Origin of the sequence: Mycobacterium sp. SMC-4 (assembly GCF_025263265.1) — a bacterium.
Lineage (GTDB): Bacteria > Actinomycetota > Actinomycetes > Mycobacteriales > Mycobacteriaceae > Mycobacterium.
Window position 1 is genome coordinate 4243211 of record NZ_CP079869.1, and the last position, 23359, is coordinate 4266569.

Annotated in this window: 28 protein-coding genes and 1 tRNA gene; 8 read left to right on the forward strand and 21 right to left on the reverse strand. The window is 62.9% G+C overall.

What is annotated here, in order from left to right:
- Nucleotides 1–336: 336 nt before the first annotated feature.
- The 3 genes from KXD98_RS20095 to KXD98_RS20105 all read right to left on the reverse strand — a co-directional run bounded on the left by KXD98_RS20095 (nucleotide 337) and on the right by KXD98_RS20105 (nucleotide 3399).
- Nucleotides 337–1815, reverse strand: a complete 1479-nt coding sequence (locus tag KXD98_RS20095) for a HEPN domain-containing protein (protein ID WP_260760081.1) — start codon at nucleotides 1813–1815, stop codon at nucleotides 337–339.
- Between the two features lie 167 nt (nucleotides 1816–1982).
- Entirely contained in the window at nucleotides 1983–2381 is a 399-nt protein-coding gene (locus tag KXD98_RS20100; protein WP_260760082.1) for a hypothetical protein, read from the reverse strand.
- A gap of 151 nt (nucleotides 2382–2532) precedes the next feature.
- Nucleotides 2533–3399 (reverse strand): HNH endonuclease, encoded by an 867-nt coding sequence (locus KXD98_RS20105; RefSeq protein WP_260760083.1) that lies wholly within the window; start codon nucleotides 3397–3399, stop codon nucleotides 2533–2535.
- Nucleotides 3400–3457: 58 nt separating this feature from the next.
- On the opposite strand from KXD98_RS20105, the gene KXD98_RS20110 reads away from it, so the two are divergent.
- Nucleotides 3458–3607 (forward strand): hypothetical protein, encoded by a 150-nt coding sequence (locus KXD98_RS20110; RefSeq protein WP_396881706.1) that lies wholly within the window; start codon nucleotides 3458–3460, stop codon nucleotides 3605–3607.
- Nucleotides 3608–3872: 265 nt separating this feature from the next.
- On the opposite strand, the gene KXD98_RS20115 is transcribed toward KXD98_RS20110, so the two are convergent.
- The 6 genes from KXD98_RS20115 to KXD98_RS20140 form a co-directional block, all read right to left on the reverse strand.
- Nucleotides 3873–4175 carry a hypothetical protein gene (locus KXD98_RS20115; RefSeq protein WP_260760084.1) on the reverse strand — a complete coding sequence of 101 codons (303 nt, stop codon included), beginning with the start codon at nucleotides 4173–4175 and terminating at the stop codon, nucleotides 3873–3875.
- Nucleotides 4175–5032: a phage major capsid protein gene (locus tag KXD98_RS20120; RefSeq protein ID WP_260760085.1), complete on the reverse strand. Its 858-nt coding sequence runs from the start codon at nucleotides 5030–5032 to the stop codon at nucleotides 4175–4177. Before KXD98_RS20120 ends, KXD98_RS20115 begins: the two co-directional genes overlap by 1 nt.
- A gap of 104 nt (nucleotides 5033–5136) precedes the next feature.
- Complete coding sequence (locus tag KXD98_RS20125) at nucleotides 5137–5616, reverse strand: hypothetical protein (protein ID WP_396881709.1); 480 nt, start codon at nucleotides 5614–5616, stop codon at nucleotides 5137–5139.
- A complete protein-coding gene (locus KXD98_RS20130) occupies nucleotides 5613–5792 on the reverse strand; it encodes a hypothetical protein (RefSeq protein WP_260760086.1) in 180 nt (59 codons plus the stop codon). Before KXD98_RS20130 ends, KXD98_RS20125 begins: the two co-directional genes overlap by 4 nt.
- Nucleotides 5792–7105 (reverse strand): phage portal protein, encoded by a 1314-nt coding sequence (locus tag KXD98_RS20135; RefSeq protein WP_260760087.1) that lies wholly within the window; start codon nucleotides 7103–7105, stop codon nucleotides 5792–5794. Before KXD98_RS20135 ends, KXD98_RS20130 begins: the two co-directional genes overlap by 1 nt.
- Entirely contained in the window at nucleotides 7102–8556 is a 1455-nt protein-coding gene (locus tag KXD98_RS20140) for a phage terminase family protein (protein WP_260760088.1), read from the reverse strand. The genes KXD98_RS20135 and KXD98_RS20140 overlap by 4 nt, the downstream gene beginning before the upstream one ends.
- 14 nt (nucleotides 8557–8570) lie before the next feature.
- Here KXD98_RS20140 and KXD98_RS20145 point away from each other — a divergent pair, with 14 nt between their 5' ends.
- A complete protein-coding gene (locus KXD98_RS20145; protein ID WP_260760089.1) occupies nucleotides 8571–8777 on the forward strand; it encodes a hypothetical protein in 207 nt (68 codons plus the stop codon).
- Nucleotides 8778–9162: 385 nt separating this feature from the next.
- On the opposite strand, the gene KXD98_RS20150 is transcribed toward KXD98_RS20145, so the two are convergent.
- The 6 genes from KXD98_RS20150 to KXD98_RS20175 form a co-directional block, all read right to left on the reverse strand.
- Nucleotides 9163–9705, reverse strand: coding sequence for a hypothetical protein (locus KXD98_RS20150; protein ID WP_260760090.1), 543 nt, complete (start codon nucleotides 9703–9705; stop codon nucleotides 9163–9165).
- The gene (locus KXD98_RS20155; RefSeq protein WP_260760092.1) at nucleotides 9702–11078 is read right to left on the reverse strand and encodes an AAA family ATPase; all 1377 of its coding nucleotides are present in this window, start codon (nucleotides 11076–11078) and stop codon (nucleotides 9702–9704) included. Before KXD98_RS20155 ends, KXD98_RS20150 begins: the two co-directional genes overlap by 4 nt.
- Nucleotides 11075–11422: a DUF2742 domain-containing protein gene (locus KXD98_RS20160; RefSeq protein ID WP_260760093.1), complete on the reverse strand. Its 348-nt coding sequence runs from the start codon at nucleotides 11420–11422 to the stop codon at nucleotides 11075–11077. The genes KXD98_RS20155 and KXD98_RS20160 overlap by 4 nt, the downstream gene beginning before the upstream one ends.
- Nucleotides 11419–11604, reverse strand: coding sequence for a hypothetical protein (locus tag KXD98_RS20165; RefSeq protein WP_260760094.1), 186 nt, complete (start codon nucleotides 11602–11604; stop codon nucleotides 11419–11421). The genes KXD98_RS20160 and KXD98_RS20165 overlap by 4 nt, the downstream gene beginning before the upstream one ends.
- Nucleotides 11604–11777 (reverse strand): hypothetical protein, encoded by a 174-nt coding sequence (locus tag KXD98_RS20170; RefSeq protein WP_260760095.1) that lies wholly within the window; start codon nucleotides 11775–11777, stop codon nucleotides 11604–11606. The genes KXD98_RS20165 and KXD98_RS20170 overlap by 1 nt, the downstream gene beginning before the upstream one ends.
- A gap of 275 nt (nucleotides 11778–12052) precedes the next feature.
- Nucleotides 12053–12265 (reverse strand): AlpA family transcriptional regulator, encoded by a 213-nt coding sequence (locus KXD98_RS20175; RefSeq protein ID WP_036370960.1) that lies wholly within the window; start codon nucleotides 12263–12265, stop codon nucleotides 12053–12055.
- Between the two features lie 346 nt (nucleotides 12266–12611).
- Between KXD98_RS20175 and KXD98_RS20180 the strand changes: the two genes are divergently transcribed.
- Both KXD98_RS20180 and KXD98_RS20185 read left to right on the forward strand, forming a co-directional pair.
- Nucleotides 12612–13112 (forward strand): helix-turn-helix domain-containing protein, encoded by a 501-nt coding sequence (locus tag KXD98_RS20180; RefSeq protein ID WP_199558934.1) that lies wholly within the window; start codon nucleotides 12612–12614, stop codon nucleotides 13110–13112.
- Nucleotides 13112–14266: a tyrosine-type recombinase/integrase gene (locus KXD98_RS20185; RefSeq protein ID WP_036371399.1), complete on the forward strand. Its 1155-nt coding sequence runs from the start codon at nucleotides 13112–13114 to the stop codon at nucleotides 14264–14266. Before KXD98_RS20180 ends, KXD98_RS20185 begins: the two co-directional genes overlap by 1 nt.
- 47 nt (nucleotides 14267–14313) lie before the next feature.
- Here the strand turns inward: KXD98_RS20185 and KXD98_RS20190 are convergent.
- Together KXD98_RS20190 and KXD98_RS20195 are read right to left on the reverse strand one after the other, a co-directional pair.
- Nucleotides 14314–14387: transfer RNA gene (locus KXD98_RS20190), tRNA-Leu, on the reverse strand.
- A 20-nt stretch (nucleotides 14388–14407) separates the two neighbouring features.
- Nucleotides 14408–15619 carry a site-specific integrase gene (locus KXD98_RS20195; RefSeq protein WP_064280677.1) on the reverse strand — a complete coding sequence of 404 codons (1212 nt, stop codon included), beginning with the start codon at nucleotides 15617–15619 and terminating at the stop codon, nucleotides 14408–14410.
- Nucleotides 15620–15821: 202 nt separating this feature from the next.
- Between KXD98_RS20195 and KXD98_RS20200 the strand changes: the two genes are divergently transcribed.
- Together KXD98_RS20200 and KXD98_RS20205 are read left to right on the forward strand one after the other, a co-directional pair.
- Nucleotides 15822–16019 (forward strand): AlpA family transcriptional regulator, encoded by a 198-nt coding sequence (locus tag KXD98_RS20200; RefSeq protein ID WP_011856752.1) that lies wholly within the window; start codon nucleotides 15822–15824, stop codon nucleotides 16017–16019.
- A gap of 187 nt (nucleotides 16020–16206) precedes the next feature.
- Nucleotides 16207–17730 (forward strand): ATP-binding protein, encoded by a 1524-nt coding sequence (locus tag KXD98_RS20205; RefSeq protein ID WP_234788705.1) that lies wholly within the window; start codon nucleotides 16207–16209, stop codon nucleotides 17728–17730.
- Nucleotides 17731–17860: 130 nt separating this feature from the next.
- On the opposite strand, the gene KXD98_RS20210 is transcribed toward KXD98_RS20205, so the two are convergent.
- Nucleotides 17861–18001: a hypothetical protein gene (locus tag KXD98_RS20210; protein WP_260760096.1), complete on the reverse strand. Its 141-nt coding sequence runs from the start codon at nucleotides 17999–18001 to the stop codon at nucleotides 17861–17863.
- Nucleotides 18002–18899: 898 nt separating this feature from the next.
- Nucleotides 18900–19832, reverse strand: coding sequence for a hypothetical protein (locus KXD98_RS20215; RefSeq protein ID WP_234788706.1), 933 nt, complete (start codon nucleotides 19830–19832; stop codon nucleotides 18900–18902).
- Between the two features lie 1053 nt (nucleotides 19833–20885).
- Between KXD98_RS20215 and KXD98_RS20220 the strand changes: the two genes are divergently transcribed.
- Nucleotides 20886–21062 carry a hypothetical protein gene (locus KXD98_RS20220; protein WP_185292653.1) on the forward strand — a complete coding sequence of 59 codons (177 nt, stop codon included), beginning with the start codon at nucleotides 20886–20888 and terminating at the stop codon, nucleotides 21060–21062.
- 185 nt (nucleotides 21063–21247) lie between these two features.
- Here the strand turns inward: KXD98_RS20220 and KXD98_RS20225 are convergent, their stop codons facing one another.
- Together KXD98_RS20225 and KXD98_RS20230 are read right to left on the reverse strand one after the other, a co-directional pair.
- Nucleotides 21248–21766, reverse strand: a complete 519-nt coding sequence (locus tag KXD98_RS20225; RefSeq protein WP_234788707.1) for a hypothetical protein — start codon at nucleotides 21764–21766, stop codon at nucleotides 21248–21250.
- Nucleotides 21767–21768: 2 nt separating this feature from the next.
- Complete coding sequence (locus KXD98_RS20230; protein WP_234788708.1) at nucleotides 21769–22164, reverse strand: hypothetical protein; 396 nt, start codon at nucleotides 22162–22164, stop codon at nucleotides 21769–21771.
- 611 nt (nucleotides 22165–22775) lie between these two features.
- On the opposite strand from KXD98_RS20230, the gene KXD98_RS20235 reads away from it, so the two are divergent.
- The gene (locus KXD98_RS20235; RefSeq protein ID WP_064280681.1) at nucleotides 22776–23207 is read left to right on the forward strand and encodes a hypothetical protein; all 432 of its coding nucleotides are present in this window, start codon (nucleotides 22776–22778) and stop codon (nucleotides 23205–23207) included.
- Nucleotides 23208–23359 lie beyond the last annotated feature (152 nt).

The following is a 23359-nucleotide window of genomic DNA, read 5'->3' on the forward strand; positions in this document are numbered from 1 at the left end:
GTCGTCCCCGGCCCGATAAAACGCCTCTACCCGGAGATATGTGGTCCCCCAGTCGGACTCGAACCGATTTCGACGTGCACGTCAGAGCGTCGAAACCCCCTCTGAAATGGGAATTAACCTCTGCGGATCTACCCAAATCGACCTGTTTCTACAGAAAATGTGCCCAAATGTGCCCAAGGTGAATGCCCGCTCAGTCGGCGATGCCGAACCCGTGCGCGGCCAGTGCCGCAGGGTCGTCACCGTCGACCTCGACCAACGTCCACCAGCAGGCGATCTAGACCGGATGCCCCTCCGGCCTCGACAGACGAACTCGACTCCTGTGGCTATCAGGCCCACTCAGATCGCCTTCGGTGCGGGCCAGTGCTTTCGCGCAAGGTACTTCGCCGACTTCAACGTTCGATTCTGATTGAGAGCGACCTTGACTCGCTCAGCAGGAATCCCCAACTGTTGCAACAGATTGAGGATTACCACAGCATTTGTGGTGGTGACGATAGCGCTGAGCAGTGGAACATCGCGGGTCATGTCCTGACCGCCATGCGCCACCGCATTGCGCTCATCCTTGGCCGCCTTAGCCCACGCCCCAGGATCGGGCAAAATCTCAGCCATAATCTCTGGATACGGGATGTTTGCGAGGTCCATTAGCCGCTGCCGAAGTACGTGCTCGTTCGTGCCGAGTTTTCGGTGAAGCCATTCACGCTGATCTTTCGGCGTGCAGTCCATCAAACGCTTCCGCCGTTGGACGAACTCTTCGTCGGGGATGGGAGGGTCGAGCTTCAGCGCCGCGTGCAGCGACTCGGCCGCAGCCACTGCCGTGATCAACTCCGTCTGCAAGTAGCCGCCCTTTACATACTTCATTCCGAAAAGCATGTCGCAGGTCGTTCGGAAGTCGACATGGATCCGCAGCCACTCGGAGACAATCCTGGCGAAGTCCACGCCCTCGGATCCGAGCGTGAACAGCGCTTTGCGGTTCTCCGCACCATCGACATCGCGCTCACCTAGGAGGATATGCTCTCCGAAGACATCAATCATTTTCCGCGCTCGTGCCGATTCGCTCTCCAGCAACGGCGCGGACGCAATCAGCGACTCGCTCAGCATTGCGCACGGAGCGTCCATGGCGAGAGTGATCAGATCCTGGAATGCTTTCGTGACCTCAAACCATTCATCCATCGACCTTGGTGCCGACGCGTTGATGCTGAGATAGGTGAAGGTCGAAACTGTGGCGTCCACACGATCCCTGCGCAAATCAAATCTCGGCTGCCGATACTGCCGTACAAGCTTGATCGTCAGTTCCCCGACCGATGCACTGAGCGGCTGCAGCGGGTTGACGTGTACACGCCAGTTCTCGCGGCGCGGCGAGTCCTCGGAGGGATCAAAGAAGATCGTCATCTCATCATGGCGATCCCACTCGGTTAGATTCTCTACTTCGATGCAAACACCCGAGAAGACCGGACTATCAGCGCGACTGAGGAGAACACCAGTCAGCACCCGATCCGCCGAGATGTCTTGATTCCGAATGCCGCCTGTCGGAAACCCCGACTGCTGGCGTACAACTTGGCAGTCAACAAGCGTTACGGCGGTAGCCGCACCGTCGACAGCACCGTGAATGAGGGGGAAACGACGGGAACCTGAAGTCACCCGGTACCCCGTCGGCGACGTTGCGGTTATCGTCCGATCATCGAACCCCGACACGAACTTGAGCGTGACGCCGTCGTTGGGTTCGTAGGTCAAGAACCCTTCCAACACCTCATCGGGTTTATCGGGAAGCCAAAAGGTGCCGCGCCAAGCCTGCTTGCTCGTGAGGTCATCGCTGCTCAAGAAACACACCCCCGTGGCTCGTTTCCACGCCGGAACGACCAGCCGAAGTCACCGACGAGATCAGCTTTCCACCCGGCGCATGCTTCCGCTTTGAGTTCGACGCGGTGTTGCATTCAGCCGGGCTGTCGCGGCGCCCGGCCACTTCGACGAGCGTCGTTCCGATCGCCTCAGCCCACGGTTGCCTTCCGGTTCAGCTCGGCAGTGGTCATCGACCCCAGCGACTGGCCCGCGGCGTCGACAACATCGACGCGCTGCACGGTTTGGCGAAGCCATACGCCATCGTCGTCGTTGAACGCCGCTGGGGTACCGAAAAGCTCGGCGTAGTTGTCGAACGGGCTCAGCTCTAGCAGCACGGGGTCGGCGTCCATCGTCACCGTGACCACACCGTCAGCTGAGGTGACTGATGTGACCGCCTCTGCCAGCATCACGCCAGCTGCGGCGCGTTCATCGACGTAGGCCTGGAACGCTTCGACCACCTCGGCATCGGTCGGCGCGGGACGAGCATCCGGTTCCGGTTCAGGTGACGCGGCCGGCGCCGCGGTGGTGGTAGTGGTTGTGGTCGTCACGGCCGCGGTTTCCTCGTCGGAAGTGCCGCACGCGCCTGTCAGAGCAAGCAGCGGCGCGACCGCGACCGCAGCGATGCCCGACCTCCGCCTGTGTGCCTGTGCCGTCCCCATTCGTGATCCTCCTTGTCGACCGTCGATGTCCCCGATGAAGTTATCGGGCGGCGACCTTGATTGGGAGCAATTCAGGAGCCGGAAAGCACAGGGTGTGCAGGTTGTCCTCCGTGGACATTCCTCCCCGGGATACGGGGATGATGTGATCCACTTCGAGCAAGAGATGGGGCTCGGCCGCGAGCGAGACTTTGCAGTACCGGCAGGTGTGTTTGTCCCGTGCCTTGATGAAGTTGCGGAGCCTGGTGGTCATCAAAGCTCGCTGGCCTGCAGCGCTCTTCTTCCAGCGGATCTTTTGGGACAAAGTCTCGACCAGTGCGTCGATCGTCGGGGTGTTCAAGGTTAATGTCGTTCGCTGCGAGCTGTTCCCGCCCGCACTGACGTACTCGAAAATGTAGACGGGGTACGGAACGGTGATCGGCGACAGCTCGACGCCAACCTGCTTCATGAAATCCTTTGCGAAGAATTTCAGAATGAACGCAGGCGGATTAACCGCCGCGGTAATGCTTGCCTCGCGTTGCTGGAAGTTACTGATGGCTTCCTCTAAGCGGCCAATGCTCTCGCCGAGATCTTCCACGTTGGCGAGATGAGCCTCGTCGGCTTTGATGCCGAAATACTTCATTACGTACTTGATGGGGTCTGCGCTGGCGTTGCGAACCACCTGCAGTGAGCAATTGTGCACATTCGGGGCTTGGTAGTTGGCGACGTTGCGGTCCCGGCGATAGTTCCAATGGCTGGTGTTCTGAAACGATGCAAGATGCACTTGACCGCCCGCGGCTGACGCACCTAGTTCGAACGTCCCACGGCTGCGGATCTCTGCCACGTAGCCGGCGATCGCGTTGTGTTCGGCATCGAACGATGCGATCGCTTTCTTGTGGGCTAGGAACTCATCGCTGGCGAAGTAGCGCACCTGGAGGATGTAAGGATGGCGCAAGCCAAGCCGGGGCCAACGTGAAGGCGTTCAGCGGATGCTCGGGCACGCCAGCGCGGCGATGACGCTGGACACCTACGCCGACCTGTTCGACACCGACGCCGACGCCGTGGCCGATGTCATGGGCGCGATGTGGGAGAAACGTGCCCAAAGTGTGCCCACGGGTGCTGAAAAAGCCGAGCAATAACGCCTCGACCTGCATCGATGCTCGTGCCCCCAGTCGGACTCGAACCGATTTCGCCGTGCTGCTAGAGCACTCGAATACCGATCTACCTGCACAAATACATGACAGTGATTCACCGGAGTTATCTGTAACTGTGGGCAGAATGTGGGCAATTTGGGGGCGGTCCGGCGCAGGATGCCGCTCGGGAGGTCTCCGTCGTGGTGGCACCTTGCCCAGGAGATACCAGTGCCGTAAAGCGCGTCGGGTTTGACGCCGGACCGCCCTGGTTTTACTGAGCCCGCACCCGGTACCGGTTTAGGACGATCTGCTCGGCGAGGGTCCACCCGAACGTGCCGCGCAGGGTGTACTCGTATTCGACGTCGTCGACCTTTTTGCGGGCGAGTTGTTCGCCGTTGACGGCCAGTCGTGCCGCAGCGGTGGCGATGACGGCGGCGATCTCGTCGTTGGGTTCACCGGCGTCGAATCCTCGGCCCCTGGTGTAGGCGCGGGCCATGGTGGTGACTATGGGCACGACCGTGGTCACGTCCCCCGCGGCGAGGGACGTGACCGTGGCCGGGTTGACGTCAGCCACTAGCTTCCGGCTTCGGTGAGCAGGGTGACGGCCTCGGGCTGCAGCAGGGCGGTATCCCAGCGGGACACGACCCTGATTCCGATGGAGTCGTAGTCTCCCCAGGTCTGGTCGAGGATCTTGACTTCGGCGTCGACGTCGCGGGCCACGACGACCTTGGACATGTCGACCAGGGCGACGCGGGCGGCCGCCTCGTCGGGGATGTTGTCGGTGATCACAACAGGCAGGCCGAGCAGTCGGAACGTGGTGCCGTTCTGGATGGTCTGCGGGTCGATCACGTAACGGCGGTCCCCGGTACCCACCTTGACCTTACGGATCTCGGCGAACGACGCGGAGGTCATCACCCAATGGGTCGGGTTGACCTTGTTTCCCTGGGCGAGGGCCAGGCCATCGATCAGGGAGTCGGGGTCGGCGAGGTCGAGGTCGCCGGTGGCGATGCCCGACTGACGGAGGATGCCCTTGATGGTGTTGCTGGTGCCGGTGCCGTCCCAGAGGGCGGCGTCGAGGGCGTGGGCGACGTCGGTGACGAGGCGGGTCCGCAGCACGGACTCCAGCCCGACCACGCTGGTGCGGATCAACTCGTTTGAGAGCTTCACCAGAACCTTGAGGCCCTTGAGGGTCGACGGGAGCAAGGTCACCTCATCGAATGCGACGTCCCCGTCACTGATCTGGGCCCCCTCGGCGACGAACCCGGCAGTGACGCCGCTGGCGACGCGGGGCACCCGGACGGGGCTGGAGGAGTCCAGTACGACGGGGCCGGCAGCCAGGAACGTCGATGCCTGTTCGAGGGGCTGAACGAGCAGGTTGGCTACCTGCGACTGAATGAGGGTGGAATTAGCGGAGGTGACTTCGATGGCCACGATTGAGTCCTAACGTTGTGTCGTTGATGGGGTTTCGACACGTCGCCAGGACGTCAATCGGGGGTGCTACCGGGCGCCAGGCCCTCGTTGTGCGAGTTTACCGCCTATGTGCGCTCTTTCAGAAGACCAAGCAGGCTGAACGGTTCCGAGGTTGAGCCGCGGTTACCTTGCCCAATGTCTCCGGTGGGGCGGCGGCTGGCCAAATGCGGCTTGCGGTCGAGGAGTTCGTCGATCGCTGCGGTGAGGGCTTCGGGGTCGTCGAGGTGGTCCTCGGCGAACTCCAGATCGGTGGGGTCGGCCAATCGGCCTGTGGCCCGGACCAACTCGGTGTGCAGGCGGCGGGCCACCTTCTGGGCGCGCTGGCGGTGCTTGCCGTTCTCGCGGCGCAGTTCCTCGACGACCTCGCGGGGGAACACGTCGGGGTCGGATTCCGAATCTGACCCTTCCGGGTTTCCCGATTCCAAATCGGACTCGTCAGGGGTACGCATTGTTTCGTCTCCCTTCTCCTGCGATGGCAGAGAAGGATCCTCTGCCTCGGCCGCGTTGGTGGGTTCGGTTGTCTCGGTGGTGGTGTTGTCGGTCATTGTTGGTTCTCCTGTGCTCTGAGTCGGCTTACTGCGTCGGCTAGGTCGGTGGCGAGTGCGATGGCCTCGGCGGGGGTCATCATGTAGGTCAATGCGCCGGTGCGCATTCGAATGGGGCGGCCAGTCTCGGGTGCCACGGTCACGGACGGGTCGAGGTCACGTGCGGCCAGGCGCATCACGCCACCTGCCGGGCCGGGGTGGCTGCGCTGATCTTGGCGATCTCGTCGTCGGAGTATCCGAGCTTGCCCAACGCGTAGGCGGCAGGCAGTAGACCGGCCTGGTAGAGCTTGACCACGGCGTCGGCTTCCTGGGCGACGGATCGGGTCGCGGCGTCGGCCCAGTGGATGCGGATGTCGTCGATCAGGTTGGGGTCACGGCCATCCCGTACCGCGATCATCAGTCGGGCGACCTGTTCCCAAGCCCTGCCGAAGGTGGCTTGTCGCGCCTCGGCCCGCGCGGTCAGTGATGCCTCGGCGGCCCGGAGCGCGTCGGCGGATGCCGGGTTGTCGCTGAACACCCCGACGTAGTGCGCCGGCAAGGTGGACACGGCCATGATCTGTCCGAGGATGACCCGAACCGACGCCTCGTAGCCCGACAGGTCAGCGGCATTCAACTGCCCGAACTTCGCTTCGCTGCTTTCCGAGATCATCGCCCGGTGCCCTTCCGGGATCGGGTTGACTTCCCGCATCACAGGCTGGTTGTCGTCGTCGAGGACCGGGTTGCCGTCGCCGTCGAGGACGGGTTCCTCGGTGAGTTCGATTCCGGTGGCCCAGCGGCGCGGCCGGCCCACGTACTCGCTCGTGACCATCATGTCGGCCAGCGACTTGTTCAAAGCGTCGACCAACGGCTTGAGGTCGTCGATTTCGGAGTTCCCGAAGTCGCCGAGGATGTAGTCGGTGTTGCGCAGGTTCACCACCGGGACGACACCGAGCGGATTGCTGATTGTGTCGACGGGGGTGAATCCGGTGACGGCTCCGACCTGTTGGGCGGTCAGTTTGGTGATCTTGTCGGGCTGGTAGAGCACCGCGTGAGTGGTGTTGCGGTCCTTGTCTTCCCACCTCTTGATGGCAGCGATGGTTTCCCGGCTTCCGGGGTCGGTGAGCACGGCGACCTGCTTGGCGGACTCCACGGTGACCTGGGGGCGGCCGAAGCGGTCAGCCCACACGATCACATACGAGTCACCGAGCAGCAGGGCCTCCCGGTGCGCCACACCCGAGGTTTGGTCGAGGTCGTTGCGAATCCAGTCGGCCCACAGGCCGGCGTCTCCGGTGAACCCGGTGATCCGTAGCCGCTCCGCCAGCGCCGTGACGGCCAGGCGGGGAATGTTGGAGGCCATCACACCGAACCTGTTGCCCAGAGCGGTTTTCGCTTCCGGGGACAGGAACGCCAGCGGTTGCTTGCCGTCGTAGTAGCGGCCCAGATCGGCGTAGCGGGCCAATGGTTCGTTGAGTCGGCGGATCAGCAGGGTTAGCAGTTCATCTTGTGTCATGAGGCAAAGCTCCTTACTCGTTTACGGTTTCGTTGTTGATGCCAGGCCGCCCGGTCGTAGGCGACGATGGCGGCCACGGCGGCGTCGATCTTGCGGGGTGACCCGCGCTTGTCCTTGGAGACGAGGTCCCCTTGCGGGGTGGACTTGGCCACGCAGTGCGCGACATGGTTGGCCATCCTCGAATCCCCGTCATGGGTCACGGCGTTCGTGACGACGGCTTGATACAGGCGGTCGGTGGCCGGGGCCATCCGGGCGGCGTGGGCGGTGTTCCACTCGACGACCCGGCGCTCCCCGTGCCGTTTTGCCCAGTCCTCGATCTCGGACCGCCATCCCCACGGGTCGCACGCCAGCTCGGCGACGTCGTACTTGGTGAACGCCACATCCACGGCGCGGGTCACGTCTTCCCGCGGGACACGCCAGCCACGATCGCCGGGGTTCTCCCAGATCCCTTCCAGCCAGATATGCCCGTCGAGGGTGCAACCCACCAAGGCGGTGGAGTCACCCGAGGCGGACCCGTCGAAGGCTAGGACGACCCGCTCACGAGGTCGCACGACCCGATCTGTCGCGCAGTCCGCCCAGGCGCCCCACGGCAGCCACGCCTCCACGCCGGTGACCCACTGGCCCAACCGGAGCTGGCGGAACACCGGCTCCCGCAACGTCCGGCGGGCAGCCTCGAGTCCATCCTCGGCGAGGAATGGCTCCTCGCACGCCAACGCCGGGTTGGCCTGCCGCCACGCGTCCCGATCATCGGTCGGGCAGCCATCCGGGGCGGCGAACTCCTTGAGGTAGAACGCCGGATCGTCGCCGTCACGACCGTGTTCGACGAGCCGCCACATGATGCAGTCCGGTGATGACGAGGGCGTCGAGATCGCCAGTGTCAGCGACTCTGGGCGTTTCCCCGACACGCTGGTGACCGCTTCCCAGGTGGCCTCGGTGACGACGTGCAGCTCGTCGACGATCAGCAGCGAAGGATCATGCCCGTGCAGCGCACCCGGCTCCGCGGGCAGCGGCAACAGCAGGCTGTCGTTGTGCGGGACCACGATCCGATCCGCGAAGATCTGCGCCCGCTTCTCCAGCTCCGGGTTCAGCTCGATCATCCGCTTGGCCATCCGCAACGTGATGTTCGCCTGCCGCTGATCCGACGCCACGACCAACACCTCGGCGGAAGCGTCCCCGACGAACAACTCAGCGACCGCCAGCATCGCCGCCAACCCGGTCTTGCCGTTAGCACGGGCCACCGACACCAAACCGGTGCGGATGCCCGGCGCGAACGCCCCTTCGATTATCTCCGTCTGGAATGGCCTCAGCCGCACCGGCTCCCCCGCCCCGACACCCTTCGGAACCACCAGGTACTCCGCGATGAACGCCAGCCGGCGGCCCGCACGGTCCCCAGGCAGCGCGGAGAAGTCCAGCGGCGCGGCCTTGATTTGGCCCTTCGGTCCGGCCTTCATGGGAGACTCCGAGGGTGTCTATAGAGGTCAAACTCACGGAAGACAGCTCCTCGCAACTTCTTAGTGACGAGGGCGATTGGTACGACTTCCTCCCCAGTGGGGTGCTTGCGTTGCACTTCGGCAACGGCATCCAAGCGCCGCAGTACTACTCCCCACATGCCTGGGAGTACGTCTCCTCGGAGCAACCGCCCGGACAGCCCGGAAGTCCGCAGGTCTACTGACTTCAAGCCGCACCTCGCGGTGTGAGACGCAAACTTTGCCTGGCCCGGGGTCTGGGAGGGGTCGCGGTGGGGTCCATCCCCCTGGTGGCTGATGGGCCGCGTGCGGCTCCTCGGGCGATGTTGCAGGGTCCGCAGACGACGTCGACCATGGTGAGCTTGATGGGCTTGCCAGCGGCCTTGGCGGCCCATGCCTCGGGCAGGTGGTCGGCCTGCAATCCCTCGGTGGCTCCGCAGTCGGTGCAGAAGGGTTGGAGTCGTCGGGCTCTGCGGGACAGGCGGTCCCAGGCGGCGTCGTAGCCGCGGTTGGTGGCGGTGCTTTTGGTGTCGTGTTCGGGGCAGCGTGGTCCGTCGCAGGGTTCTCCGCACTGGAGGCAGGTTCGGAGGGTCACTGGTCGCCCTCGGCTTCCATGCCCGTCAGCATTCGGAGGCCGTGGGTTATGACTTGGGAGCCGGTGTGGGTAGCTAGTGCTGGGCACGCGGCGGCGTAGGCGTCGATGATGGATAGCACGACTGGCGTGACGTTGTCGTCGCCCTCCTCGATGACCCGGTGCATCTCCGAGGTGTCCTTGGCGTGGCAGGCGATGGTCAGGGCTGCGGCTCGTGTCCACTCGGTGGGTCGGGTCGGGTCGAAGTCGGTGCGCGTCCAGGCTTCGAGCCATTCGTTGAGGCCGTCGAGTCCGAGTGGTGTCAGCAATTGATCGGCGACGGCGTCGAGGGTGCCGATGAGGGCGACGATGAGGTTGGAGAGGCGGGCGACTTGGATGGTTTCTTCGAGGATGGCGTTGCAGCCGTCGACGTCGCGGGCGAGTCGGTGTTTGAGTAGTGCGCCGGCTCGTCGCCAGTCGCCGGTGGTGATGGTGGGGTTCACGCGGTTCTCCTTGGGTGTGGTCCAGAGTTCGGGGTCTACGAAGATGACGCGGTGTTTCATGAGGCGGCCTGTTGTTTGCTGCGGCATTCGTAGTGGGTGTCGGTGCCGTTGGATACGGACTGTCCGCAGATCGTGCAGTTGGGGTAGCTGGAGGTTGGTTTTCCTTTGATGGTGCGGGCGCGTCGGCTGGTGATGAGGGCTGGCGGGTGGGCGTGGCTGGCCATCGCATTGGGCGACGGCGCGGGCGGATCTGCTTGTGCCTGACCAAGGGGGCGGTCCGGCGCACCCTGCTCCCTTGGTCGATTCTCGGCCTCCCGCACCCCTTCTGAAGTGCAAGGGAGCAAGGGAGCACTGTTTTGGGTGTCCGGGGTGCTCCCTTGGTCGGTCGCTCCCTTGGCTGGGAGCTTCCAGAACCACGGTCCGTCGCCGGTTTCCCTGACGGCGAGGACGCCGAGTCGCTTCTTGGCGCGCTTGGCTTGATCCTTCGAGTAGCCGGCCGCATCAGCCCCGGAATAGACCTCGTTGGCCTTCTTAGAACCGTTTGCCAGGAACTCACTCAGCCATTGGTCGACGTCGTGGCGATCCTCGTCTGGGGCCGATCCTGCGAGGAGCCGGTGGGCGTCGTATCCGGTGACGCCTTCCCACTCCACGCGGGCGACGCCGAGGTCGGGGCAATCGACGAGTCGGTAGGCCAACGAGTCGGGCATTTGGCCCAGGTTGGATTTCACACACGCCAGAACCCGGCGCGTCGGGTCGTCCGGGTCGGCGGCCACCAACAAGCCGGCGCGGGCAGCACCGACAATGCCGATCGACCCGCCACCTCGGTAGAGCGGATCACCGCCCTTGGCCTTGTTCAGGTGGCGCAGCAGGAGCACTGTGCAGTCATTGCGCTCTGCTGCTGCGGACAGGGCCGATAGCACGCGACGGATGTCCTGGTCCTTATGCGAGTCCGTGCCGTTCGAAAGAAAAGCCATCAGGACGTCGACGACTAGCAACCGTGCGCTGACGAGTTTCATCGCACGTTCCAGGTCGGCTATGTCGGCCAGGGTGAGCGGCCGGAGGTATCGCTCGCCGGTCTCGGCGTCGAGGTAGGACTTGCCTTCGATTGCATGCACGCGGGTGACGTCTGCCCCCGCGGCGTCGAGGCGCGGCCGCACCGTGTCGGCTAGGCCATCCTCTGCCGAGAGGAGGAGCACGTCGCCGGGGTGCTCACAGCGCCCTCCGTCTGGCCAGCTTCCTCCGTTGGAGACGGTCGCAGCGATCTTCAGTGCAAGCGTGGACTTGCCGAGGCCAGGATCACCGTCGAGGGTCACAGGTTTACCGACGGGTAGCCGACCATGCCACAGCCATTCGACGCGTTCCGGCAACACGTCTGACAGTCGAGTCAGCGTCAGTTGGGGGTCGGATGCTGTCCCCCAGTTGATCTCCGTCACGACGCTCTCCTGATCTCGTCAATTTCGTGACGACGCGTAAAAGTCCGTGCAGCTTCGGACCAGTCGGCGCCGCCCCAGATGTCTTCGGCGGCTTGGGCGCGCTGCTCTTGCCCGATCTGCATGCGCAGCACCCAATGCTCGCCGGCGGCGGCGAGCGCCAACAGCTTTCGCGGGTCGCCGTCGGCCAGGGCGGACCATGCCGGTGTGCCGGCGACCGGAATGGGGCCACAATTGGCTTGGGCTACTGCGGCTTCGATGAACAGGTGTGTGGCCCACCAGTTGACTTCGCGGGAGGAACCCGCCGCGTCGAGGCGGCGGGTCTCCACGATCTTCTTGTCGGTCACTTGTCCGCGCCATCCATGAGGATTTTCAGGTGGCCACTCGCCGAGGTGAGGAGCTCGGCGATGTGCGTGGCGCGTTTGCGTCGTTCCCCGCTGCTGCGCAAGATGATGCGCCCGACGAAGTGTTGAGCCTCCTGGCAATGCTGCAGAGCGCGCTCGGGGGCTTCGATGATCCGGCCGGCCATTAGTTGGCCTCCGCGGCTTCGAGGGTGTCGTTGGCCTTGTCGAGTAGCACCGAGGCGTTTCTCAGGTTCCACAGAGCGTTGACGATGTCGACGAGCGCGAACATGGGGACGTCGTCGGGGAGGTCGCGGATGACGGCGTTGATGTCGGCGCGGATGCTGTCGATTCGCGCCACGGCGGCGTCAAGGTGGTCGACTGGTTCGGGTGATCGCGTCGGCGGCACGTAAGTGCGGCAGAATCGGCACACGTCGGTGCCGTCAGTTGTGGGCACTGTGCAGTGTCGGCAGGATGTGTGTGTAATCATGGGGGTTACCTACTTTCTGGTGAGAGTTGGTTCGGAAGCCCTCGGAGCTGCAACTTCGGGGGCTTCGCTTTTTCCGGGCCGAAGGTCCGGGGTCTTGTCGGCTGTGGGATCAAGGCCGAGGTCTTCGAACTGCGGGTAGACGCGCATCAGGCGGCCCCTCGCGGGTCGTCGGTGCGTTGGCACGTATTGGCCGCGAGGAACTCCTCGACGCTGTGCCGGGTGTAGATCACCTTGCGGGGACCCGCTTTCACGAACTTTGGCCCTACGCCGCGGTACCTCATCTGCGCCAGTCCGGCCTCGGACGTGTGCAGGATCGCCGCAACCTGTTTGGCTGTCAGTGTGTCCAGTGGATTCGTCATGTCACTCCTTTCATGTGGCTGGAAGGTCAGGCCCGAGTTCCGTTCCCTCACATCCCCGACGCTGTCGGCAGCCGATGTGGTGTGGGTGCCGCGCTACTGGCTCCCGTATCTGCGCTCGTGCCCTGTATGGAGATTTCAAATGGCTGTGCCGCAGTACGGTTACCGGCGAGCCTCCCGACAGGCTCGGCGGGGTCCAATCCACACGGCCTGCCAGGTCGCACTCGACGTGCCTAACTTTGGCGATCTACTGTCATCTTTAGGCAGTACGCTTACAGAAAATCACATGGGGTGACCCTTGTCAAGGATGTCGATTGACTGCCATGTTTCGACAGGCCACTATGGGTCCATGGCAGGTAAGGAATCGGCACGCGGGCCAACTGCGGAGACAGTGGCCGCAAACATCACGGCACTTCGGGAGTCGCAGAACCTCAACTACACACAAGTCTCGGAACGGCTTTTCGACGTGGGGCGCAAGATCAGCGCAGTTGGCGTTCGTCGAATCGAGTCTGGCGAACGTCGTGTCGACGTCGACGATCTGATTGCACTGGCCCTGGCGCTCAGAACCTCCCCCGCGTCCCTCTTGATGCCCGGACTCGGCCATGTCGGACCAGGTGACAGGGTTCAGATAGCAGAAGTTGCTTCCACCGTTGAAGCTAACGACGTCTGGTCCTGGCTCACCGCGCAACGTGCAATCGACCCCTCTGTCGACTATCTCGAGTTTGGGTCACGGTCGTGGCCGAAGTGGGTTCTGAGCGATGTCGAGCGGATGGTGGGTAGGACACGCGAGGAGCGGGCCCGAATCCGCGAAGGGGTCGAGGAAGATCTGAACCGCCACGGATGGTCTTGATGGCGAAAGTTGATGCGTACGAGACGAAGTCGGGTAAGCGTTGGCGCGTCCGTTATCGGACTCCCGATCGCCGGCAGACGGATAAACGGGGGTTCCGGACGAAGCGGGACGCCGAGCAGTGGCTGTCGGAGAACGAGGTGTCGAAGCTGCGCGGCGAGTACGTCGCACCATCGCTCGGTAAGGCCACGGTGGCGGATCTCGGTGCGCTGTGGCTGGAGCGCCAGCAGGGCGTGATGAAACCCTCGGCGTTTCACTCCGTCGAATCAGCTTGGCGCGTGCATGTTCTCCCCCACTGGGGCTCCACGTCGATCGCGGATATCAGCTACTCGGGTGTACAGGCGTGGGTGACCGAGCTGGCCGGCCGACGGAAGGGGACGCTGGTCGCTACCGCGTACTCAGTGCTGGCTCGAATCCTCGATGACGCGGTGCGGGATCGGCGCCTGTCCGCGAATCCAGCCCGCGGGGTGAAGCTCCCGGCGCGCGCGAAACGGAAGAACATCTACTTGACCGCGGAGCAGCTTCACGACCTGGCGGTCGAGTCGGGCCGGTACGGCTCGCTGGTTCTGCTACTGGGCACCGCGGGTCTGCGGTGGGGCGAGGCGGCGGCGCTGCGGGTTGGTGACATCGACTTTCTGAAGCGTCGGGTGACGTTGCACGAGAACGCCGTAACAGTCGGCGGCGATGTGCACCTCGGCTCGCTCAAATCTGGGAAGTCCCGGACAGTGGTCCTGCCTGAGTTCGTGGTCGAGGAGTTGTCGAAGACGTGCCGGGGCAAGGCACACGGCAATCTGATTTGGCCGGCGCGGGACGGTGGTTACCTCGGCCCCCCGTCGTCGCACGATTCCTGGCTGTCCGGCGCTGTCGACCGGTGCCAGAAGGCGGCTGCGACAGCTCGGGCGAGGGAGGGTGACGAGCCGACCACGCCTGTGTTCCCGAGGGTGACGGCCCACGCACTTCGGCACACGGCGGCGTCGTTGGCGATCTCGGCGGGCGCGAACGTGAAGGTGGTTCAGCGGATGTTGGGACACGCGTCGGCGGCCATGACGTTGGACGTCTATGCCGACCTTTTCGATGATGATCTCACTGGAGTTGCCGACAAGTTAGATGTAACTGTGGGCAAAGTGTGGGCAAAACGGTCGTCCGCCAGCGGCTAGCACTCGGTATGGCGGCTTTACCAGTGCATATGCCGGGCAAGGTCGTGTGCCCCCAGTCGGATTCGAACCGACACTGGACGGATTTTAAGTCCGCTGCCTCTGCCAATTGGGCTATGGGGGCTTTGCAGCTCAGAGCGTACTTTAGGCCGTATCAGCCTTCCTCTGACGTCCTGAATACCGCAGTGATACCGCAGTGCTGTCTATAGCCTTACCCAGCGCGTCTGCCACACCGCTCAAATCGTCGTTGAGTAGGTGCCCATAACGGTCGAGCGTCATGGCCGCCGTTGCATGCCCCAGGAGTCTCTGCACGACCTTGACGTTAGCGCCTGCACTGATCGCCAGTGACGCCGTGGTGTGCCTGAGGCCGTGAGGTACCAGCCCTTCGATGCCGACGTCTTCACACGCGTTGTCGAATGCCCAGCGGTACTCACCGAGTGGCAGGAACCCGCCCTTCCGACTAGGAAACACCAGCGCGTTCGGATCGGCAGGCAACTCAGCCTTGAGTTTCTTCCAGACAGGTTCGGGCACGGGCACGTGGCGATCCCGCTTCGTCTTGGTCGTCGACTCCACGATGCCCTTACCAGTGACCGCGGTTGCCGACGAGCGCACCGTCAGCACCCGATCCCCCACATGCCTGCGTCTCAACGCAACGGCTTCGCCGAACCGCAGCCCGCAGTACCCCAGGACCAGCGTCAGCGTCTCGAACCGATCCGCAGCCTTGGCCAGCACCAACAACTCGGCATGGCTCAGGTAGCGCCGCTCACGCTCGGCTTGCTCGGGAAGATCCTCGTCCCGCTTGATCTCCAACGCGACGTTCTTCGCCACCTTGCCAGTCCGTTGGGCGTATTTCAGGACAGCACCTACCAGCTGATGCGCTTGGGTGATCCGACTTGCCGACAAACCGGCTCCACGTTGCCCACCATCGACCGACAGCGACCCCAGCCACGTCGAATAGGACTCGTAGTCAAGCCTTTTCAGCGGAACACCATCCCACTTCGGCAAGACTACGGTGTCGAGCAACGAGCGATATCCTGCAACGGTTTTCGGCTTTCGGTGCTGTTTGGTGGCGAACCATTGCTCCGCCACCGACCCGAACGTCTCCGCACTCTTCCTCGGATCGACATACTCACCGCGCTGAAGGTCGGCGGTCAGGCCGTTGAGGTATGCCTGCGCATCCGGCTTGCGTTGGAAACTCTTGGTCCGTTCAGCGCCTGTGCTGTCGACCCATCTGACACGCCAGCGCGAGACCTTGCCGTATACCGCAGACCGCTCCGTACGCATCGCGCCGTCCGGCGCCTTGACTCGTTTGTGCCAGCGGTCGTCAATTCCCGCTCGCTCGTTCCGAGTCGTCATACGCTGAAAGTACCGCAGTATTCCGCTCCCCTCATCCGCTTCGTTGTCCGGAGGCCGGACTATGAGCCCGCCGAAGACGTCACGACCCCCGAGTCATTGAAAGGCTTTTCTTCAAGTGAATGTGGCTGTGGTCGTGGACAGACCGTCAAGTCACCAGTCACTGTTGGCTCAGGCGAACCGACCATAGCTGAGGAGTAATTTGATGGATTTGCTAGGAGCGAAGGAAGTTTCGGACATCACTGGAGTTCCGATGGGGACGCTGAGGTACTGGCGGCATTCGAATATTGGGCCGGCGAGTTTCACCTTGGGACGCCGAGTCGTTTATCGGAGGGCCGAGGTATTGCGCTGGATATCGGAGCGAGAGAGCGCAACCCGCCGCGGAGGCGGCGACGCCGCTTAGTGCCTGCGCACGAAAAAGACCTCGGGGACTAGCCGAGGCCTTCGTTCGAACCACCCGATCACGCCACACGGAAGTTCCTCATGAGAATAGCGCAGCATGCCCATAATCGACAGCACCACGGGCAGGAAATCCCTTGAGCGGCAGGGGGGAGGGGGACAAGAAGTCAGTCGCGGCACGCTTAGTCGATATGGCCCGGGAACGCTATGTTCTCGGAGTCTCCAAGGACGGCGAACCATTTGGCGCCGAACGCAGTCGACCCCACCTCGCGATACTCCTGCGTGGTGGGAGGGCTGGCCTACGGGCAGATCTCGCCGCTCGCTACTTCACCGAGACCGGTGCGGTCGCCGGGGGCCAAGCACTTACCGACGCCACACTGATTTTGGAAGGTCTGGCGGCCACGCAGGCACCCGACAAGTTGAACCTACGCGTTGCCGACCACCACGGGACGATCTACATCGACACTGGAGATCCAAACGGTCAAGTAATCAAAGTCTGCGACGGAAGGTGGTCGATGGCTCCCACTGCGCCGGTGCGGTTCCTCCGAAATACGAAGCTGACGGGGGCGATGCCGGCACCAAGCCCCCGCGGGGATGTGACGAAGCTCTGGGAGTTCGTCAATGTCGCCGTTGAGGACCGCCCAGTTCTTCTCGCGTTCCTAGTAGCTGCTTTGGTTCAGTGCGACGTCCCGCATCCGGTACTAGCCCTGTTTGGCGAGCAAGGTAGCGCTAAAACGACATCGACACGGAGCTTGGTCGAACTCATCGATCCTTCGCCCGCCCCCTTTCGTCAGGCGCCGCGGGACGCGGACTCATGGGCGGTTGCCGCTTCTGGATCGTGGGTCGTTGCTCTGGACAACCTGTCGGCCATCCCGCCGTGGCTGTCGGACTCGTTATGCCGCGCTGCGACAGGCGACGCCATGGTGAAACGGTCTCTATATACCGATGCCGATCTGGCTGTCATCAAGTTTCGTCGATGCGTGATTATCAACGGAATCGACGTCGGCGCCATCCGACCCGATCTGGCAGAGCGGCTAGCGATCGTCGAGCTGCGACGCATCGACCCCAGAATGCGACAGTCAGAGGCCGAGATGCGACAGCGGTGGGAAGCAGCTCTACCAGGTATTTTTGGCGGACTACTTGACTTGGCTGCCTCCGTTCACCATCGGTTGGAGACCATCACAGTTGAGGACTCGCCCAGGATGGCGGACTTCTGTCGCACGCTGGCGGCCGTGGACGAGATCTTGTCGACTAATGGCGTACGCCGGTACATGTCGCGCGCCAATCAGTTGTCTGAGGATAGTTTGTCCGTCGACCCGTTTATCGAACAGCTTCGCTCGCGGACATTAGAACCTGCTGTTGGTCAATCCGGCAGTGATTTGCTGATGCTGCTCACACCGGTCAACGACGACTGGCAACGACCGAGGGACTGGCCGAAGAACGGTCGCGACGTTTCTGGGCTGCTGCGTAGGCACGCACCCGCTCTACGCAACCTCGGATGGGTGATCGAAGATGATGGCGCGCGCAACCGCAGGAACGTACTGCTGTGGACAATCTATCCGCCGTACAAAGATGTTGTGGCTCAGCGAGCCTCGCAACCCTCGCGTCTCTCGCTTACGCAGATCAGCGAGAACGCGAACTTCGACCGGAGTCAGCAGAAAGTTTTGAATGCCGACGCGAAGGCTGGCGAGGGTCGCACGGCGGCAGCGTCTTGACCGTGCGCTGTGGTGCAGGGAAACAGGTGCCCAGATAGTTGATCGCATACCGTTTCATCCGGTCTGATGATGCGTCAACACCGGCGAAGCGTCGACATGTGGCAGCTCGCCTCGGTGGGGTGGCTGGGTCCTAGAGCTCATCCTGAATCGGCAGCAGCAGGGCGATGGCGTGACCATCCTCCGCCCGGCTTTCGAATGAATCCCCTCGTTCGACGCTCAAGAGCACTTCGTCGAAGTTCTCTAGGAGGTCCTGCATTGCAATGATCTTCACGATTGGTCCAAGAGTATGAGGTCACCGGTTACATGCCCGAGAGCAGTGAAGCACCGTGAGGCCAAAGACTGCCGCAGGCGCCACTCTGGCATTTGCGTCGGTCTTGTATCAGCCGGCGGAGCAGGTCAGGGCGTGGGAGGGCACCAAACTTCCTGGACTGCTCTGCAATCCGCGACAGCTTGCGGGTCTACGACCTCGATGTCGCGAAGCACGGAATCACAATCACCCAAGGAGCACCCATGGTCGGTCAGTGCCTTCATCCAACTCACCAGCACGGTCATTGAACGAGTTCCATCCTCGGAAGATCCGGTAGCCCACGCACGACCAAACGTGGCGGCCGCACTGTCGAGAAACGCTCTGTGCACCACTCGATATGCTTTGTCGAACTCCGATCGAGCCATCCAACCGTAGGCAACTAGTTGCGGCACACCGATTTCGCGTTCGATGATGCTTGGGCTCGCAAGGCGAAGGGCAGCGCTCCACTGTTCACGAGCGGTAGCCGGGTATCCGGGTGGCGAAGTGGGCTGAAGCATCAGCAGGTACCGACCGCCTTCCGAGTAATCGGCCCGTCGCCAATCTGGGTCTCGCCCGGGCACCGCTATAGCCGGGGGCGCATGCAGGGTCGTGCGGTCCCAGGTCGGCGGCGGAGGCTGTAGCGAAGCAATTGCGCACACTCTTTTTAGTGCTGAGCTGAGCTGTCTCAGCCTGTTCGCGTAGTCCAGCAGGGGATAACTCTTTAGTGAGGTGTAGTTGCCACACAGCTCAACCCCAGTTTGCACGTGGAACTCGCGCGTCCAGGCACATGCTTGATCGACGACGTTCGCCAGATACGTATGCTGCCGCGCGAGCTCGGCGCGCCAAGCTTCACCATCTACCTCCTGAGGGAGCGAATCCATTATCAGGATGAACCGCCTGCAGCGTCGAAAATTGCAGTGATCCAGCCGGTTCCCCGACTGTCGAGGTAGGCATGTGCTGCGGCGTAGATCATGTCTTCCAGCGGCAGGTCCGCCTGCATTGCCCCGCAGTTGTCGTCAGCTATCCACCCCAGGACCACCTCAAGCGCCCGGCAAATAAGCCATTGCCCCCTGTACTCTGCACAGACGGTGTCAGTGCGTTCATCTTCCCAACCCGGCTGCACCATTCCGATGCTGAACCATTGCTGCTGAACCGCTTCGGCGAAACGGGCGCGATCCGAAGCGTCTACTCTGCCGTCAGCTGCAGCCGGCCACACCGAGTCGAAGTTCGGCGGAATTCGGGGGCCACCGTCGGCGACGATCGCAAGGCGCGCGTCGGAAACGATTGCTTCCGTGACCAGTTTGGCGGCTCGCTGGGTAAGCCCTCTGGCACGAAGTTGCGCTACACGCTCGAAAAGGTCGGGGTACTCCCGCTCCAATCGGTGCGGAGTATTCGCGTTGGCGATAGCGTCACGTTTTCCGATTGAGGCGGGCATGGACATACCGGAGCAGGTGGCCCATTCAGTGCCCCAGCGTTGCGCGGCAGTCATGAGCGCTGTTACGTCCGACCAGGTGGTCGCTGCAGCGGCTAAGCGCCAGCCAGCCGGCTCCGCGGCCTTGACTTCTGCGAAGGCGATCAGTGTCGCAGCCGGATCGAGATTTCCGATCCATCGGCTACGAAAGCCCTCTCCAATAGCTTGGTCAGACCAGAGCATCCGCACGCCCTTAGGGACCACAATCCCCGCGGGGACGTAACCCGCACCGTGATGTGTCAGCGCCACAACATGCCGATCGCCAGCCGCTGAATACATCAGGCCGACGGCCCACAGTGCGAAGGTTCGGCAGGATTCGGTGGCGTACAACAGTTCCCACGCCAACCATTTAACCGTCTGTAGATCACTCGACTCGTTGCGCCGCCGTTCCAAGTCCCGGGCCGCCGCGGCCGCTACCCGGGACGGCAGCGTCGCGGCGGGAGTTGTCAACGCTGCCGTCGCGACCGATGCGCCGGCAGGCGCCATTGAGGTGTGAGCGCCGCCAATCAATGGGACAGCACCGGCGGCCGGTGGAATTGCGGCCGGAACTGAAGGCGGCGGACCCAGCGGCCCCGGGGGCAGCAAGGGTGCTGAAACCGCTGGATAGGGATTAGTACTCGACACTACCTGCGGCCCGGCAATAGACGCTGGCACGGCACCCGTGGTCGCTCCTATTAACGGATGCCAGATTCCACTCGGAGATGCCGCCGGCTGCGCCGGCGTCGCAGTGGCTACGACAGCAGGGAAGCTAGTCGTCTGAGCGCCGGTGACCGATGACAGCGGCGCAGGACCACTTGCAGGCATGACCCCTTGCAGCGCGACAGCAGGAGACGGCGATGCAGATACTGCCGGCCGTACCAAACCCGACTGCGACATTCCTCCAGTGCCCGATCCCGATAGCGGAGATGCTGAACTTCCGAACGCGGCCAACGAGCCGATGGATGAGGAACGTCCTGGTCCGGCGAGGCCTACCCCACTGCTTCCGATGTCACCAACCGCGGCTACGGACGCAGGACTGGCGCTCTGCGCCGGGGGGTGCGGTGACAGCGATGAAGAACCAGGGGTAGGCCCGGTGCTGACCCGCGGCGCAGTGTTACCAGACCTGGATTCGGCATCAGACGGGTCTGGCACCGAAAGACGAGGCTGCGTATCACCGGTCTCCACTGCCACCTCGGGTGGACGCTCAGGCGATTCGTCGGATCGCTTATCGGTCGACCGATCGTCATCGCCGGTACTAAACGGATCGCCATTCGGGGGTCCCTCCGGCAGAGGCGTAAATCCCTGGACGAATTGCACAGTTAGAGCGCGGATCTCATCGGCTGCCCCTACTGCGATTCCTCGCGCCCGCGCAGCAGCACTGGTGATGATGTTGATAGCGGTGGGACTTCTGCTCGGCACGTGTACCAGTTGTTGATGTGCCTCAGCATCAATCGTGTCAATCATCAGCTCAGCACTCATCTGGATCGCCGCAACACTCTGCATCAGATCAGCGGCAGCCTTATCCGCGTCGGCCTTATCGTCGGCCCGAACCTGAATACGCCTGTAGGCAGCGTGCATTGCTTCGAAACCATTTGACTGCGCCACACCGACAACCTGCAAGCCGTGCAAGGCGACCCGGTGAGCATCTACTGCAGCCGCAGTCGCCATCGCCAGACGACGTTGAGCAGCAGCCCGTCCTTCAGATTGCTCGCGGGTGACCGGCCATACATCGGGCGCCACGATGAAGCGTGAATAGCTACGAGCGGGTGGTGGAGCGGCCATTAGCCGGCCCCCGTTTCTTCGCAGGCACTTTCAGCGGCCCGCAGGGCACTCGAGTACTGATCAACCATGTCGTTGGAAACGGATGCGGGTTCACGGCGCAAATCTGCGTCGACCACAGCCACGATCGACCGCCGGACATCAGCGAGCGCATCAACAATTTCTCGTGGTACGCCTGGACCTAGCCGGGTGGCCATATAGTTCAACTCCGCACCCACCGCGCTGAAGTAGTAGCCCTGCACCCCCAGGCTTTGTGATGACTCCCAGTCATTGGCCCGGTCGACGCGATCGATGAAGGCGCCACGCGCAATCCCAACACCGCTCTTGAAGTTCCTCAGGCCAACACACGCCTCAATTGCTGCGTCGCGCTTTTCTGAGGGCTCCGCAGCAGACGTGGACGAGGTCGACGGCCTTATCGCGTGTTCAGACTGCCCACTTGGGAAGATCTTGAGACTCACAGCGAGTGACATGATGGCAACGACGGTGCTAACGACCGCGAGGTAGAACGCCAGCTTGCTCACAGTCACTCCACCACGGAACGAAGCTGTGTCGCGTTCAGTTCATCAACGACAACAAGGGAATTCACTGCTGCGGCCGCTGCAGTGCTTAATGCTTCAACCCGCAGAAGGAGCCCCGCCGCGTGACCCTGCTGGGCAGCGACAGAAGTGAAGTCTGCGAGGCCGGCTGCGGCGTCGATGATGGACAGACTGCCGCTAGCGATTGGACCGGCCGGTTCAACAGACGCGGCGTCTGAACCGGCCACGCCAGCTGCCGCAATTCCGCCCCACGCGGTGGCCGGCTGCAGATCTAGACGCTCCATGACCCATAAAGTACCGCTTCGCACAGACACTTCGCCACAGCTGAGCACACATTCGTTTAGCGGATACTCCCAGTTCAGTGGGCTGATCTGCAATTTCAAGCAAACAGGACACTGGCAGCCGCGTCATGTCCAGAACGTTTGATTCCAGCCGAACTCTCATATGTCAGGATCAGTCACGCTGGAATTGATGCCGCCGCCTGTTTGCATGGCCAGCAATGCCCCATCAAGTGAAGGCGGAACACGACATGCGTCGCATCTGACGGGGTAGCGCCGAGCCAGGGTACGCGTTAATTCCTATTTGGATAGACCACTTTGGCGAGTTCTCGGGCGGCCTCAAATGTGCTGCGGTCCAACTCTTTACGCCGTGCCCGCTCAGCCACACTCGACAATAATATCTTCATGGCATCCGCGTTTCGGAGCGCGAATTCTACCGCGTCGCATGCGGAACGAATTACCGGAGCGGTGGCACCGTGTTGCTGTGTACCCGATGCACTTCGGACGGCAGCACGAGGAACCTCGACGATGCGAATCGGTTCTCCGTGCCGCTGTGCTGCTGTACGCGCGGCCGAGGCGTCTCTGCGGCACGTGTCAGAGCAATAGCGACGCGGACGCCCCCGCCGGGAAGTGACTTCGGGATCTAGCATGACCGCGTCGCAACGGACGCACCGGTTCGGATCTGATGTCGGGTAGTTGTCCGCTGCGATCGGTTGATGATGGTCAACGCCAACTGCGCTATGGCTCCCCAGACTTGCGCCGTTTGCGCGGAGGGCCGCGGCGTTTCGAGACTCCGTTGCACGCTGCGCGCCGCCCTCGTCAGCACGCGCTCTGCGAAGGACATTTTGGAGGTCGCGAACCTCGACCTCAGCGAGAGTAGCGATCGACGCGATCGTCTGACCGCGGTCCCTCATCCGCCCAGTAACCGTTTGCAGGTTGACGAAATGACTCACACGCTTGCGGGCTGCGTCCGTGCGCACGTTTTCATTCACTTGATCGAGGCGCGCACTCTCCCAAGCGTCAACGGCGCCCAGCCGCTGGAGCAGCACACGAACCGAGGCGGCATCGTCTACATTGGCACGTTCAAGGCTCGCGCGTTTCTCGTTCGCCCTGCGCTGCGCTTCCACCGCACGCTTGCGCGCCCGTAACTTCTCACTTCCGCTCATAGACGCAAACGTAGGACGAGCCGCGCGCTATCGTCCACCACCACAGCCAAATTCGCGAGCAACTAGGGGCTGGCTGCTCGGAATGATCCGAACTGCCCACGATGCCACCGCGCCGTCCACGCAGGGAGAGTCGG